This is a genomic window from Enterobacter sp. JUb54 (assembly GCF_014298075.1).
In the GTDB taxonomy this organism is placed as follows: domain Bacteria; phylum Pseudomonadota; class Gammaproteobacteria; order Enterobacterales; family Enterobacteriaceae; genus Klebsiella; species Klebsiella lignicola.
On the sequence record NZ_CP060418.1, the window covers coordinates 3,911,301 to 3,925,305 of the forward strand.

The 14,005-nt window shown below is 57.6% G+C and carries 13 protein-coding genes; 7 read left to right on the forward strand and 6 right to left on the reverse strand.

All coding sequences use genetic code 11. The annotated features are described in order from the left end of the window. Nucleotides 1-39: 39 nt before the first annotated feature. From HF679_RS18025 to HF679_RS18035, 3 genes are all read right to left on the reverse strand, one after another. Entirely contained in the window at nt 40-2,163 is a 2,124-nt protein-coding gene (locus tag HF679_RS18025; protein WP_187042266.1) for an alpha-galactosidase, read from the reverse strand. A gap of 114 nt (nt 2,164-2,277) precedes the next feature. After that, nucleotides 2,278-3,273, reverse strand: a complete 996-nt coding sequence (locus HF679_RS18030; protein WP_154145197.1) for a substrate-binding domain-containing protein — start codon at nt 3,271-3,273, stop codon at nt 2,278-2,280. 95 nt (nt 3,274-3,368) lie between these two features. After that, nucleotides 3,369-3,917 carry a helix-turn-helix domain-containing protein gene (locus HF679_RS18035; protein ID WP_123758036.1) on the reverse strand — a complete coding sequence of 183 codons (549 nt, stop codon included), beginning with the start codon at nt 3,915-3,917 and terminating at the stop codon, nt 3,369-3,371. Between the two features lie 101 nt (nt 3,918-4,018). On the opposite strand from HF679_RS18035, the gene HF679_RS18040 reads away from it, so the two are divergent. Together HF679_RS18040 and HF679_RS18045 are read left to right on the forward strand one after the other, a co-directional pair. Continuing rightward, complete coding sequence (locus HF679_RS18040) at nt 4,019-4,678, forward strand: AzlC family ABC transporter permease (RefSeq protein WP_123758037.1); 660 nt, start codon at nt 4,019-4,021, stop codon at nt 4,676-4,678. After that, the gene (locus HF679_RS18045; protein ID WP_187042267.1) at nt 4,678-5,001 is read left to right on the forward strand and encodes an AzlD domain-containing protein; all 324 of its coding nucleotides are present in this window, start codon (nt 4,678-4,680) and stop codon (nt 4,999-5,001) included. Before HF679_RS18040 ends, HF679_RS18045 begins: the two co-directional genes overlap by 1 nt. A gap of 40 nt (nt 5,002-5,041) precedes the next feature. On the opposite strand, the gene HF679_RS18050 is transcribed toward HF679_RS18045, so the two are convergent. Beyond that, entirely contained in the window at nt 5,042-5,254 is a 213-nt protein-coding gene (locus HF679_RS18050) for a YdgH/BhsA/McbA-like domain containing protein (RefSeq protein ID WP_123758039.1), read from the reverse strand. 128 nt (nt 5,255-5,382) lie between these two features. Further along, on the reverse strand, nt 5,383-6,219 hold the full coding sequence (gene fdhD, locus HF679_RS18055; RefSeq protein WP_123758040.1) for a formate dehydrogenase accessory sulfurtransferase FdhD: 837 nt from the start codon (nt 6,217-6,219) through the stop codon (nt 5,383-5,385). 156 nt (nt 6,220-6,375) lie between these two features. Between fdhD and fdnG the strand changes: the two genes are divergently transcribed. The 5 genes from fdnG to HF679_RS18080 all read left to right on the forward strand — a co-directional run bounded on the left by fdnG (nt 6,376) and on the right by HF679_RS18080 (nt 13,015). Further along, a complete protein-coding gene (fdnG, locus tag HF679_RS18060; protein WP_148060406.1) occupies nt 6,376-9,426 on the forward strand; it encodes a formate dehydrogenase-N subunit alpha in 3,051 nt (1,016 codons plus the stop codon). A gap of 12 nt (nt 9,427-9,438) precedes the next feature. Further along, complete coding sequence (fdxH, locus tag HF679_RS18065; RefSeq protein WP_123758043.1) at nt 9,439-10,341, forward strand: formate dehydrogenase subunit beta; 903 nt, start codon at nt 9,439-9,441, stop codon at nt 10,339-10,341. Continuing rightward, on the forward strand, nt 10,338-10,973 hold the full coding sequence (gene fdoI / locus HF679_RS18070; protein WP_123758044.1) for a formate dehydrogenase cytochrome b556 subunit: 636 nt from the start codon (nt 10,338-10,340) through the stop codon (nt 10,971-10,973). The genes fdxH and fdoI overlap by 4 nt, the downstream gene beginning before the upstream one ends. Beyond that, a complete protein-coding gene (gene fdhE, locus HF679_RS18075; RefSeq protein WP_123758045.1) occupies nt 10,970-11,899 on the forward strand; it encodes a formate dehydrogenase accessory protein FdhE in 930 nt (309 codons plus the stop codon). Before fdoI ends, fdhE begins: the two co-directional genes overlap by 4 nt. 192 nt (nt 11,900-12,091) lie before the next feature. Beyond that, complete coding sequence (locus HF679_RS18080) at nt 12,092-13,015, forward strand: alpha/beta hydrolase (RefSeq protein ID WP_123758046.1); 924 nt, start codon at nt 12,092-12,094, stop codon at nt 13,013-13,015. Nucleotides 13,016-13,030: 15 nt separating this feature from the next. On the opposite strand, the gene fabY is transcribed toward HF679_RS18080, so the two are convergent. Then, nucleotides 13,031-13,972, reverse strand: a complete 942-nt coding sequence (gene fabY / locus HF679_RS18085; protein ID WP_154145201.1) for a fatty acid biosynthesis protein FabY — start codon at nt 13,970-13,972, stop codon at nt 13,031-13,033. Nucleotides 13,973-14,005 lie beyond the last annotated feature (33 nt).

Genomic DNA, 14,005 nt, shown 5'->3' on the forward strand with positions numbered 1-14,005 from the left:
TGTATTCCTCAAAAAGGGCCGATGCTCGGCCCGTCACCATCACACGCGTTGCAGGCCAATTAAAATGGCGCTTTCCGGGTCGAGAATGGGCAGCGCCAGTCCCGCTTGTTGTAACCACTCACCGCTTACCGTCAGCGGCGTCGTCATCCATTCCGGCAGCTTACGCATGGTATGGCCGCCCTCTCCTGTTATCTGAATATTCGGATGGTCCAGCAGCATCACCCGGTAGCGCGCGTCGGCTTGCAGGCCCGCCACCCGCAGCGGCGCCATCAGGGTGTAATCCGGCATCGCCAGCTGGCTCACGAGGAAAATCGCCTGGTGCTTATCTTCGCTAACCACGCCGTGGGCGAGCGTGGTCGCATCCGGCATATCTATCCGCCACTGCACGCCGTGGTGCAGTAAGTCGCGCCACTGCTTATGCAGTGCCACATATTTGCGATAGCCCGCGCGTTCGCGCTCATCGACGCCCACAGGATCCAGCTCCAGCCCCATATGGCCAAACAGCGCCGTCAGGCCACGGAAGGCAATATCATGCTGGCGGAAGGTGGCGTGGCAGTGGCGATTGCCGACATGCGACCCCATCACTTCCGGCGGGAAGAAATAGCTCATCCCACGCTGGATGGTGTTGCGTTCCAGCGCATCGTTATTGTCTGAAGGCCAGAAACGGTGGCTGCGCTTAAGCACTTCATAATCGATACGCCCGCCGCCAGAAGAGCAGGACTCGAATTCAATCTGCGGGAAGCGGGCGACCAGCGTATCCAGCAGGCGATAGAACTGGCGGGTTTGCGCATCGGCGGCGGCTTTGCCGTTATGGCCCGGCTGCACCAGCTCGCGGTTCATATCCCACTTCACATAGTCCACGGCGTGCTCGCCCAGCAGCCAGCTCATGCGCTCAAGGAGATAGTCAAAGGCTTCGGGGATATTCAGGTTCAGCACCAGCTGATGACGCCCGGGAAGCGGCGTATAGCCTGGCAGCGCCAGCACCCAGTCCGGGTGTGCGCGGTACAAATCAGAGTTTGGGTTGATCATTTCCGGCTCGACCCAGATGCCGAACTCCATGCCCAGCGACTTCACGTGATCGATAACCGGGGTCAGGCCGTTGGGGTACTTTTTCTCATCGAGATACCAGTCGCCCAGCGCCGCCCAGTCATCGTTACGCCCCTTAAACCAGCCGTCATCGATGATAAAGCGCTCGACGCCCAGATCCGCCGCTTCATCCGCCATGCGCATGATGTATTGCGGGTCGTGGTCAAAGTAGATCCCTTCCCAGGTGTTGAGATGCACCGGGCGCGGTTTGTTGTCAGGGAAGCGAATGATCTGTTCGCGCAGATAGCGGTGGAACTGCTGGCTCATGCCGTTCAGCCCCTGCGAGGAATAGCTGGCATAGAGGCTCGGAGTCCAGAGCGTTTCCCCCTCCTCCAGCACCATTTCGCCCGGCAGATAGAGCGCTTCGGCCTGCAGATAGCGACGGCCATCCGTTTTCGCTTCAGCCCGCAGACGATGGTTGCCGCTCCAGCCCAGATGCACGCCCCACACTTCGCCCTGCATTTCGCTGAAGGCCTGGCCGCCGGTAATCAGCGCCGGAAAATGCTCATGCGACGTTCGGCCCCGGCGGTTTTCCAGCACGATGCTGTCGTGCTCAAGCGTCAAACGGTGGGGCTGAAATTCGCGAGTCCAGCGGCCATGAAAGGCCAGTACTTCCCGGGCGCGTTCGGCGACCGGCAGCGTGACAGCCAGACGATCCACCTGCCAGGGCTGCGGGTGCAGGTTGGTTAAACCGTGACGCACGCTCAGTACTCCGCTGTCGTCGAGCTGAATTTCGCTGCACAGGCGCAGACCGGCCTGAGCGTCTTCAGCGATCACGGTGAGCGCCTGTCCGTCCGGGATCACTTCAGTGGTCGTGAAAATCGGCGAGGCGTCGAGCCCCTGGCGGTGGCCTTCAATGCCCGGTGCGCCAAACAAACCGTGGCCCAGCTCGGCCATTAACGTCAGCGGTGAATCAACGTCCAGACGACCGTTGGCAACAGGACGCGCAATACTGTCAGCATCCTGCGGCGAAAAGTAACGTAAATGCGGCCCCCAGTAGACAATTTCGGCAAACGGGTGCGTTTTAATGATCACATCCGCCGTTGAACTTTGTAGGCGTAAAATCGAATCAGACATCAGACATCTCCACAACAAGGTATGTCTTACTGTTGATCCGAAACGTTTCGGGTAACAACCAAAACGTTTCGGATCCGTGATAGACCTCAGGAAATTAGTGTGGAGAGCTGTAAATCAGCTGGTTTCGCCGGGGATAAATTCTGGCTGCCAGAGCACCTGCAGTGAGGCGAGATCGTCACCTGCGATGAGCCGACGCACCATGCTGGCAATCTGGCGACCGACGCCCTGGCGAGTGGACTGGATCACCGCCCCGACCGGGATTTCAATGATGCTGTCCTGCGGTAAACCGTCGTACACCACCAGCGACACGCGGTTGTCACCGGTCAGGCGCCCCTGCTGATAGAGCGCCATGGCAGCACCATCACCGTGGGTATTGCAGTCAGTGATAATCGCCGTTGGCGGCTCCGGCAGGCGGAGCAGCTCCAGCGTGGCCTGGTAACCGCCGCGTCGGGTTGGCGGCACGCGGCGCTGCCAGCTATCGGACAGACCGGCCTCCCGGAGCGCATCCAGATAGCCGTTTCGCCGCTGTGAGATAAACGCCTGGTTGTTGTTTTCGCCGAGAAAAGCGATGCGCTGATGGCCCTGGTTTATTAAATGACGGGCGGCGCGATAGGTCCCGGCATGGTTGTCGAAATCAAACCAGGCATAGGGCTGCGGCAGGCGGCTGCGTCCGAGGGCCAGAAAAGGAAAACCAGAGGCCAGCAGCTGCGTCAGCCGTGGGTCGTCGTCAAGGGTATGCGCCACGATCAGCGCATCAATCCGCCGGCTTTGCGCCATGCGCATATAGCCGTGCTGGTCGGCCTGCTCGTCGTCGGCAATCAGCAGCAGATCGATCTCATAGCGCGCCAGCTCGTGGCTGATTTCCCCGACCATGTCGTGAAACACGGTGTTGTTCAGCGGCGCCGGGCTCATGGGGAACACCAGGCCGACGGCGTCGATTTTGCCCATTTTAAGCCGCCGCGCGAAGGTATTCGGCTGATAACCACGGCGTTTTGCTTCGGCTTGAACCCGGGCACGCGTCTCCTGCGACACGTCATCATAACCGTTTAACGCACGGCTGACGGTGGTGACCGAGATCCCAAGTTCTTTAGCAATGGCTTTCAGAGACATACATATCCTTGTCGACGCGGGGAAGGCGGTTAGTGTCCCGCAATACGGGGATGGCGTCCAGCAACAGCATCGCCGCTCTTACCCCGGATATGCCGCTAGTTTTGTTCCGCCACCAGCAGCGCCTGGGTATCCGGCTCCAGCGCCTGGAAAACATGCTCGCGATCGGCCGGATAGCAGATGTAATCCCCTTCGCCAAGCTCTTCCGGCGCCTCGGTCAGCCCAACCCGCGCCCGACCCTGGGTGATAATAATATGCTCCACCGAACCTGCAGGATGCGGATGTGAAATACGATCGGCTCCCGGTTGCGTCAGCAAAAGATAGATGTCGCGACGCGCGCCCGGCGGGCAGGCGGCCAGCAGGATCGCCTGATAGTTTGCCTGTTCCGCGATCACTTTTGTCCCCTCACCGCGGCGGATCACCTGGGTGGTGTTGACCTGCGGTTCCAGCAGACGCGCAAAGGGGATATCGAGCGCCACGCAGAGCGCCCACAGGGTTTCCAGACTCGGGTTGCCGTTGGCCGACTCCAGCTGCGATAGCGTTGATTTAGCGATCCCGGCCCGTCGCGCGACTTCGGCGAGAGACAGCCCGGTACGCGCACGTTCACGCACCAGACTTTTGGCAATCAGGCTTATTGGCTGCGTCATATAGCGCCCCACTGTTTTTTATATCGAACGTTTCGTTCGACTTGAAATGAATATGTGTTGCGTTCATTATAATGGAAATTCGTTCGATATGGCTAAAGAGTATGAAACAGCATTTTGCCAGCCTGAAAGGCGACACTATTAAAGCGATTATTTTAGTCTGCCTGGCGGTCGGTATCGTGGGCATGTCCTATGGCTCACTGGCCATCGCCTACGGCTTCCCCATTTGGGTGCCTTTTGTGCTCTCCGTCTCCGTACTGGCGGGAGCCTCAGAGTTTATGTTCATCGGCATCGTCGCCAGCGGCGGTAATCCACTAGCCGCCGCTGCCGCCGGGTTATTGGTTAACGCCCGCCATATTCCTTTTGGCGTCACGGTGCGCGACCTGGTCGGCAAACGCGCCGCCAGCTTCCTCGGCTGTCACATCATGAACGATGAAAGCGTGGTATTCGGCCTGTCACAAAAGACGCCGGAACAGCGCCGGGCGGCCTACTGGCTGTGTGGTCTGGGCGTGGCGATTATCTGGCCGCTGGGCGCCCTGCTTGGCGCCGGAGTCGGCAAACTGCTGCCATCCCCGGAAACCATCGGTCTGGATGCGGTATTCCCGGCCATTTTGCTGGCGCTGGTTGTGCCGGCATTTAAAAATCGCACCACCCTGATCCGGGCCTGCAGCGGAGCGCTGGTCTCTTTAGCTGCCGTGCCTTTTGCCCCGGTGGGTTTGCCGGTGCTGCTCTCTCTGTTTGGCCTGCTGGCGAGGAAAAAATAATGGGTAACATGACGCTGTTTATCGCCGGTATCGCGATTCTGTCGCTGGGAACCTATTTAATGCGTTTAGGTGGGGCGAAACTGGGCAACCGCCTGGCCTTTTCCGAACGATCTCAGGCCCTGCTTTCCGATGCGGCGACGGTGCTGCTCTTTTCCGTGGCGCTGGCGACGACGTTTTATGAAGGTGAACATTTTGCCGGAGCGGCGCGGGTCTTGGCCGTGGGCTTCGCGGTATTTCTCGCCTGGCGCAAGATGCCATTGATCGTGGTGATTATTGCTGCGGCGGTGGTGACCGCGCTGTTACGAATGGCCGGTATAAACTAAAAAAGCGCCCGCAGGCGCTCTTTCGACAATAGCTTTTGGCTTATTTGTTCAGTTCCGCCGTCATATGCACGCGGTTACCGGTAAAGGCTTCGGTAATTTTGTAAGACGATGCCCCGGCAGCCTGAGCCTGTGCGGCGATTTTTGCTTCTGCACCGTCCATTGTCATGGCGGTCGCCGTTACGGTTTCAGCGGCAAAAGAACCAAAAGAGACGGTCATAGCGATAACTGCTGCAAAAGTTTTGATGCTGTTCATGATGTAAACCCTTTAAATTAGTTGTTTGGATAAGGCGCTGTGCCTTGATGTGATAAATAGTAGCTCTCACATCGCCAAACAAAAAGCGGAAGGATTTGTTCTCATCATTCAAAAAAATTGACTTATTTTTAACCGGCGATCAATCGCTGTGGATGGGTGTATACCGTGGCCCTGCCCGGCTTGCAGAAGCCGACCAGCGTCAGGTTGCAGCGCTCTGCGACCTCAACCGCCAGCGCCGTCGCAGCGGAGACCGCAAACAGAATTTCCACCCCGCACATCGCGGCTTTCTGCACCATCTCGTAGCTGGCCCGGCTGGAGACTAACGCCGCCCCGTCACGCCAGGCACCTTCTACATCAACCCGATGCCCGAGCAGCTTATCCAGCGCCACGTGCCGGCCAACATCTTCGTGGCCTCCCGCCAGCTCGCCAGTAGGACTCACCCAGGCAGCCGCATGCGTGCAGCCGGTCAGACGGCCGATCGGCTGGAAATCGTTCAGATGCGCCAGCGCGCGGTCGAGATTCGCCAGATCGAAGGTCTGGGTAAACGGCAGCGGCTGCACCGGTTTGCCAATATCGTTGAGTTGTTCCACGCCGCACACGCCGCAGCCGGTACGCCCGGCAAGCGCCCGACGACGCGCTTTCAGCCCCATAAAGCGACGACTGGACAGCTCGATTTGCACTTCCAGCCCGTTGCAGGCCTGCACGACATCCATCCCATAAATGTCACGCCGGTCTTCTATAATCCCTTCAGAGAGAGAGAAACCAACGGCGAAATGCGTCAGATCCTTTGGCGTTGCCATCATCACGACGTGGGAGATGCCGTTATAGACCAGCGCGATCGGGACTTCTTCAGCTAACTCGTCCGGCTGAGGATGTTGCAAATCCTCGCGTTTCCAGAGCGTGACCCGGCGATAAGTTATGACATCTGTCACATTTTCAATTTGTTCGTGAGGGTTCTTGTTCACTTTGTCTTAACCGTATTGGAACAGGCATACACACAATGTGGTATTCTCTCTATACCCCTTCAAGTGAAAGGGGGATCACCCCCAATTCTGAACCTTTGCGGCCCTGACCGCAAAGTAAATAACTACATGTGACAATGTCGATACAAGGAGTGAACCATGCAGGTCAGCAGAAGGCAGTTCTTTAAGATCTGCGCTGGCGGTATGGCAGGCACAACGGCAGCAACGCTGGGCTTTGCTCCAGCTATTGCGCTCGCGGAAACCCGGCAATATAAACTGCTGCGTACCCGTGAAACCCGTAACACCTGTACGTACTGTTCTGTCGGTTGTGGGCTGTTGATGTATAGCCTCGGCGACGGTGCGAAAAACGCCAAAGCATCCATCTTTCATATCGAAGGTGACCCTGACCATCCGGTCAACCGTGGTGCGCTCTGCCCTAAAGGGGCGGGTCTGGTCGACTTTATCCACTCTGAAAGTCGCCTGAAATTCCCGGAATATCGCGCGCCAGGTTCCGACAAATGGCAGCAAATCAGCTGGGACGAGGCGTTCGATCGCATCGCTAAGCTGATGAAAGAAGACCGCGATGCCAACTTCATGGCGAAAAACGACGCTGGCACGACCGTCAACCGCTGGTTGACCACCGGTATGCTGTGCGCCTCCGCCTCCAGTAACGAAACCGGTTATTTAACCCAAAAATTCTCCCGCGCGCTGGGTATGCTCGCGGTCGACAACCAGGCACGCGTCTGACACGGACCAACGGTAGCAAGTCTTGCTCCAACATTTGGTCGCGGTGCGATGACCAACCACTGGGTGGATATTAAAAACGCCAACCTGATTGTGGTAATGGGTGGTAACGCCGCTGAAGCGCACCCGGTAGGGTTCCGCTGGGCGATGGAAGCCAAAATTCGCAACGGTGCGAAGCTGATTGTTATCGACCCACGCTTTACGCGTACCGCGTCGGTAGCCGACTTCTATACCCCGATTCGTTCCGGTACTGACATCACTTTCCTGTCAGGCGTGATCCTGTACCTGCTAAACAACGAAAAAATTAACCGTGAATATACCGAAGCCTATACCAACGCCAGCCTGATTGTGCGTGAGGATTACGGCTTTGAAGACGGTCTGTTTAGCGGCTACGACGCAGAAACCCGCAAGTACGATAAAACGTCCTGGAACTACGAGCTGGACGAAAACGGCTTTGCTAAACGCGATACGACGCTACAGCATCCGCGCTGCGTGTGGAACCTGCTAAAACAGCACGTTTCCCGCTATACGCCGGACGTGGTCGAAAATATCTGCGGGACGCCGAAAGCGGACTTCCTCAAAGTCTGCGAGTACATTGCGGAAACCAGCGCTCACGATAAAACCGCATCGTTCCTGTATGCCCTCGGCTGGACCCAGCACTCTGTCGGCGCGCAGAACATTCGTACCATGGCGATGATCCAGTTGCTGCTTGGCAATATGGGGATGGCAGGCGGCGGCGTTAACGCCCTGCGTGGTCACTCCAATATCCAGGGTCTCACCGACTTAGGATTGCTGTCGCAAAGCCTGCCGGGGTATATGACCCTGCCAAGCGAAAAACAGGCCGACCTGCAAACCTACCTCGCCGCCAACACGCCGAAACCGCTGCTGCAAGGCCAGGTGAACTACTGGGGCAACTACCCGAAATTCTTCGTCTCAATGATGAAGGCTTTCTTTGGTGATAAAGCCACGGCAGAAAACAGCTGGGGCTTCGACTGGTTGCCGAAGTGGGATAAAGGCTACGACGTACTGCAGTACTTCGAGATGATGAACCAGGGCAAGGTCAACGGCTATATCTGCCAGGGCTTTAACCCGGTGGCCTCGTTCCCGAACAAAAACAAAGTTGTCGCTTCGCTGTCGAAACTGAAGTTCCTGGTGACCATCGACCCGCTCAACACCGAAACGTCCACCTTCTGGCAAAACCACGGTGAGTCGAACGATGTTGATCCGTCGAAAATCCAGACCGAGGTATTCCGTCTGCCTTCCACCTGCTTCGCCGAAGAAAACGGTTCGATCGTTAACTCCGGCCGCTGGCTGCAGTGGCACTGGAAAGGCGCCGATGCCCCCGGGATTGCGGTCACTGACGGTGAGATCCTCGCCGGTATCTTCTTACGCCTGCGTAAGATGTATGCCGAGGAAGGCGGCCCAACGCCTGAGCCGGTGCTGAACATGACGTGGAACTATTCCACGCCGCATGAACCCGCGTCCGAAGAAGTGGCGATGGAAAGCAACGGCAAAGCGCTGGCGGACATTACCGATCCGGCGACCGGGGCGGTTATCGTCAAAAAAGGCCAGCAGCTGAGCTCGTTCGCCCAGCTGCGCGATGACGGCACCACCTCCAGCGGCTGCTGGATATTCGCCGGAAGCTGGACGCCGGATGGCAACCAGATGGCGCGCCGTGATAACGCCGACCCATCAGGCCTGGGTAATACCCTGGGCTGGGCATGGGCATGGCCGCTCAACCGCCGCATCCTGTACAACCGCGCCTCTGCGGACCCGCAGGGCAACCCGTGGGATCCGAAGCGTCAGATCCTGAAATGGGATGGCGCCAAGTGGAGCGGAATGGACATCCCAGACTACAGCGCCGCCGCACCTGGCAGCGATGTCGGGCCGTTTATCATGCAGCCTGAAGGGATGGGACGTTTGTTCGCTATCGATAAGATGGCGGAGGGGCCGTTCCCGGAACACTACGAGCCGTTTGAAACGCCGCTGGGTACGAACCCGCTGCACCCGAACGTGGTCTCCAACCCGGCCGCTCGCGTCTTTAAAGGCGACCTTGAGCAGATGGGCAAAGCGGAGAAATTCCCGTACGTCGGCACCACTTACCGTCTGACCGAGCACTTCCACTACTGGACCAAGCATGCGCTGCTTAACGCTATCGCACAGCCGGAACAGTTTGTCGAAATCGGCGAGAAGCTGGCGAATAAACTCGGCATCGCCCACGGCGATACCGTTAAGGTCTCCTCCAACCGCGGCTATATCAAAGCTAAGGCGGTGGTGACCAAGCGTATTCGCACGCTGAAAGCCGACGGTAAAGATATCGATACCATCGGTATTCCGATTCACTGGGGCTACGAAGGCGTGGCGAAGAAAGGGTTTATCGCAAACACCCTGACGCCGTTCGTCGGAGATGCGAATACGCAGACGCCGGAGTTCAAAGCGTTCCTCGTTAACGTGGAAAAGGTGTAACGGAGACGACCTATGGCTTATCAATCTCAGGACATTATCCGTCGCTCCGCGACTAACGGCTTCACCCCCGCGCCTCGTGCGCGGGACCATCAGGAAGAGGTGGCGAAGCTTATCGACGTCACCACCTGCATCGGCTGTAAAGCCTGTCAGGTGGCCTGTTCCGAGTGGAACGATCTCCGTGACGAAGTGGGTCATAACGTCGGGGTGTACGACAACCCCGCCGATCTGACCGCCAAATCCTGGACGGTGATGCGCTTCTCGGAAGTGGAGCAAAACGACAAGCTGGAGTGGCTCATCCGTAAGGATGGCTGCATGCACTGCGCCGATCCGGGCTGCCTGAAGGCGTGCCCGGCAGAAGGGGCTATCATTCAGTATGCCAACGGCATCGTCGACTTCCAGTCTGAGCAGTGCATCGGCTGCGGCTACTGCATCGCCGGCTGTCCGTTCGATGTGCCGCGTCTCAACCCGGAAGATAACCGCGTCTACAAATGTACGCTGTGCGTAGACCGCGTCACCGTAGGCCAGGAACCGGCCTGCGTGAAAACCTGTCCGACGGGCGCTATCCACTTTGGCTCCAAAGAGGATATGAAAGTGCTGGCAGGCGAACGCGTTGCCGAGCTGAAAACCCGTGGTTATGACAATGCCGGCCTGTACGATCCTGCCGGCGTTGGCGGGACGCACGTAATGTATGTACTGCACCATGCCGACAAGCCGAATCTCTATCACGGCCTGCCGGAAAACCCGGAAATCAGCGCCACCGTGAAGTTCTGGAAAGGCATCTGGAAACCGCTCGCGGCGGTCGGTTTTGCCGCGACCTTTGCAGCCAGTATTTTCCACTATGTGGGTGTCGGTCCGAACCGCGCAGACGAGGAAGAAGACAATCTGCATGAAGAGAATGACGAGGTGCGCAAATGAAAAGACGTGACACCATCGTGCGCTACACGGCGCCGGAACGTATCAACCACTGGGTCACCGCCTTCTGCTTCATGCTGGCGGCGATAAGCGGACTGGGGTTCTTTTTCCCGTCCTTCAACTGGCTGATGCAGATCATGGGCACACCGCAGCTGGCGCGTATCCTGCACCCGTTTGTCGGCGTGATTATGTTTGCTTCATTCATCATCATGTTTTTCCGCTACTGGCACCATAATCTAATCAATCGGGATGATATCTTTTGGGCGAAGAATATTCGTAAGATCGTCGTCAACGAGGAAGTAGGTGACACCGGGCGCTATAACTTCGGCCAGAAATGCGTATTCTGGGCGGCGATTATTTTCCTGGTACTGTTGCTGATAAGCGGTGTGATCATCTGGCGCCCTTACTTTGCACCTGCGTTCTCAATTCCGGTAATCCGATTGGCGCTCATGCTGCATTCATTTGCCGCAGTTGCATTAATTGTGGTTATCATGGTGCATATCTACGCCGCCCTGTGGGTGAAAGGCACCATAACCGCGATGGTGGAAGGCTGGGTTACCAAAACGTGGGCGAAGAAACATCACCCACGCTGGTACCGGGAAGTTCGCCAGAAACAGGAAAACAAGACTGAATGAGTATTCGCATAATCCCGCAAGATGAGCTGGGTTCGAGCGAGAAACATACGGCGGAGTACATTCCGCCGTTACTGTTCCCCAGACTGAAAAATCTTTATAACCGCCGCGCTGAACGTCTGCGCGAACTGGCGAAGAACAATCCGCTGGGTGATTACCTGCGTTTTGCTGCGCTGATTGCTCACGCCCAGGAAGTGGTGCTCTACGACCATCCTTTTCAGATGGACCTGACCGCCCGCCTCAAAGAGGCAAACGAGCAGGGCAAACCGCCGCTGGATATTCACGTGCTGCCGCGCGATAAGCACTGGCACAAGCTGCTGCATTCGCTGATTGCCGAGCTGAAACCAGAGATGAGCGGCCCGGCGCTGGCGGTCATCGAAAACCTGGAGAAAGCATCTGAGCAGGAGCTGGAACTGATGGCGAGCGCTCTGTTTGCCTCAGACTTTGCTTCTGTCAGCAGCGATAAAGCTCCGTTTATCTGGGCCGCGCTGTCGCTTTACTGGGCGCAGATGGCCAGCCTGATCCCTGGCAAAGCGCGCGCCGAATACGGTGAGCAGCGCCAGTTCTGCCCGGTATGCGGCTCCATGCCCGTATCCAGCATGGTGCAGATTGGTACCACCCAAGGGTTACGCTATCTGCACTGCAATCTGTGCGAAACCGAGTGGCACGTAGTACGCATCAAGTGCAGCAACTGCGAACAGAGTCGGGATTTACACTACTGGTCTCTCGATAATGAACAGGCGGCCATTAAAGCCGAGAGCTGCGGCGACTGCGGAACCTACCTGAAGATTCTCTATCAGGAAAAAGATCCGAACGTCGAACCCGTCGCCGACGATCTCGCATCGCTGGTGCTGGACGCCCGCATGGAGCAAGAAGGCTTTGCCAGAAGCTCAATCAACCCGTTCATGTTCCCGGGTGAAGGGGAGTAAATCAGCTCTCACGTCGGGCGGCACACGCTGCCCGACTCACCCATTTGACCACATCTCTTTTCCCCGCGTCAGGCTTGAGTTTCGCTTTTGCGAGCCGTTTTCCATAATCTTCCCGCCACCAGAAACACCATTTTCTTTTGCCGCAAACCAGGCTATAACACTGTATACCCATACAGTTTAAAGGAATAAAAAATGGCGCTGGAAAAAGGTATTGCCGAGCAGGTTCAGGCCTTTATCGACGCAGGTCGCCCCGCTTCGCGAGAGCAACATATTGATGACCGGAGAAACGGCTATATCGCCAGTACGGTACTGGCCGGCGAGACGGAAACCCGCGTGCAGGTAGAAGATATCACGTTGGAAGGCATGACCTTTCGCGTGGTCTCGCCGCACAATGCCGTCGGCACGCTACCTACCGTTATCTACTATCACGGCGGCTGCTTTATCAGCGGCGGTTTCGCCACCCATGATAAGCAGCTCCGGCAGCTGGCGTATGCCAGCGGCTGTCGGGTCATCGCCGTGGCATACCGACTGGCGCCCGAACACAGGTTTCCCGCCGCACACGATGATGCATACCAGGGCGCACAGATTATCCAGCGTCATGCCGGGCAGCTTGGGGTCGATACCGCGCAAATCACCCTTGCCGGTGACAGCGCTGGCGGCCATCTGGCGCTGGTGACCGCGCTACGGCTGAAAGCCGCACAAGGCTGGCAACCGGCACAGCTTATTCTGATTTACCCGATGCTGGATGCCAGCGCCAGTTCACCCAGCTACATCAGCAACGGCAGCGATTACATCATCACCGGAGATACGCTGCTGAGCGGCTACGAAATGTATCTGGCTTCCACACCGTTAACGCACCCGGAGGCCAGCCCGCTGTGGCGCGACGACTTCTGCGGCCTGCCGCCGGTGCATATTGTGACCGCCGAATATGACCCGCTGCGTGATGAAGGCGAAACGCTGTATCAGCGTCTGAGCGAGCAGCAGGTTACCTGCACCTGCCAGCGCTACCTCGGGGTGATTCACGGTTTCTTTCAGCTTGCGGGGATAAGCCGGGCAGCGCGCGGTGCTATTGGGGATATCGCCTGGCGAATCCGTTCGCCTGGCCAGTCAATGTGATGGGTACGGTGGGAATTACTCTTCTTCGTTCCCGCCCTCTTCATACGAGCCAAAGGGCTTCGCGGGCAGAACAATGTAAATGCCTTCAAAAATCGCGCCCAGGCTCTCGCCGCCAAATAGCTCAACCTGCAGCTGAACGCGCGCTTTGCGCCCGCGGGCCAGACGATCGAGATCGCCGCTTAACGAGCCCAGGTCAGCCACGGCGCTCGGGCGGCCGCTGATCGGCTGGCTATAGCGAATATGCGCGTCGGCGAGAATAATCGTGCCGCCCAGGTGGCGCTCACGCAACATTAACCAGATAAGCCCCCAGCCGGTTAAGGTCGCCAGGGAAAACAGGCTGCCGGCAAACAGGGTATGGTGCGGATTCTGGTTGCCAGCTTCGGGCATGGTGGTAATAAACTTTTTCCCGGTGTACTGCTGAATGCGCACGCCCATTTTTTCGCTGAGCGGGATATGCTGATACCAGGCCTGCTGCAGCTGCCCGCACCAGTCGCCGCGGTGCAGAATGTCATCCAGCGAGGCGATCGGCTTAATCATCAGGAAGTGGCGAATCGGCGTGGTGGTTGGCGTGGTGATCTCGCCCTCGTTGACAAAACCGAGCTTGGCAAAGAAGTCCATGGCGTCTTCACGCGCGCTACAGGTTACGCGCTTGACCCCTTCCTGACGGGCTACGGACTCGAGGGTCATCGCCATCAGCGTCCCCAGCCCTTTATCCTGCACCGACGGGTGTACGGCCATAAAGCGAATAGAGGCTTCGTTCTCCGCGTTGATATACAGCCGTCCGACGGCAACCAGACGTCCTTCTTCATCCACCACCATCTGGTGATGCGCCATCGCATCCCAGGCGTCGCGTTCCGACCCTTTGGGCTGATGCAACGGCTTGCGCAGCATCTCCCAGCGGAACTGATAGTAGCTCTCGAGTTCTTCTTCTGTTTGCGGTACACGAAGGTGATACATAGCTGTACTCTCTTTTGTTACCCGCAACCGGCC

Excerpts from the sequence above, each read along its gene's own strand:
- fdhE (WP_123758045.1), top strand. The coding sequence starts at position 10,970 with ATGAGTATTCGCATAATCCCGCAAGATGAGCTGGGTTCGAGCGAGAAA.
- HF679_RS18080 (WP_123758046.1), top strand. The coding sequence starts at position 12,092 with ATGGCGCTGGAAAAAGGTATTGCCGAGCAGGTTCAGGCCTTTATCGAC.
- fdoI (WP_123758044.1), top strand. The coding sequence starts at position 10,338 with ATGAAAAGACGTGACACCATCGTGCGCTACACGGCGCCGGAACGTATC.
- HF679_RS18030 (WP_154145197.1), bottom strand. The coding sequence starts at position 3,273 with ATGTCTCTGAAAGCCATTGCTAAAGAACTTGGGATCTCGGTCACCACC.
- HF679_RS18035 (WP_123758036.1), bottom strand. The coding sequence starts at position 3,917 with ATGACGCAGCCAATAAGCCTGATTGCCAAAAGTCTGGTGCGTGAACGT.
- HF679_RS18040 (WP_123758037.1), top strand. The coding sequence starts at position 4,019 with ATGAAACAGCATTTTGCCAGCCTGAAAGGCGACACTATTAAAGCGATT.
- fdxH (WP_123758043.1), top strand. The coding sequence starts at position 9,439 with ATGGCTTATCAATCTCAGGACATTATCCGTCGCTCCGCGACTAACGGC.
- fabY (WP_154145201.1), bottom strand. The coding sequence starts at position 13,972 with ATGTATCACCTTCGTGTACCGCAAACAGAAGAAGAACTCGAGAGCTAC.
- HF679_RS18025 (WP_187042266.1), bottom strand. The coding sequence starts at position 2,163 with ATGTCTGATTCGATTTTACGCCTACAAAGTTCAACGGCGGATGTGATC.
- HF679_RS18045 (WP_187042267.1), top strand. The coding sequence starts at position 4,678 with ATGGGTAACATGACGCTGTTTATCGCCGGTATCGCGATTCTGTCGCTG.
- HF679_RS18050 (WP_123758039.1), bottom strand. The coding sequence starts at position 5,254 with ATGAACAGCATCAAAACTTTTGCAGCAGTTATCGCTATGACCGTCTCT.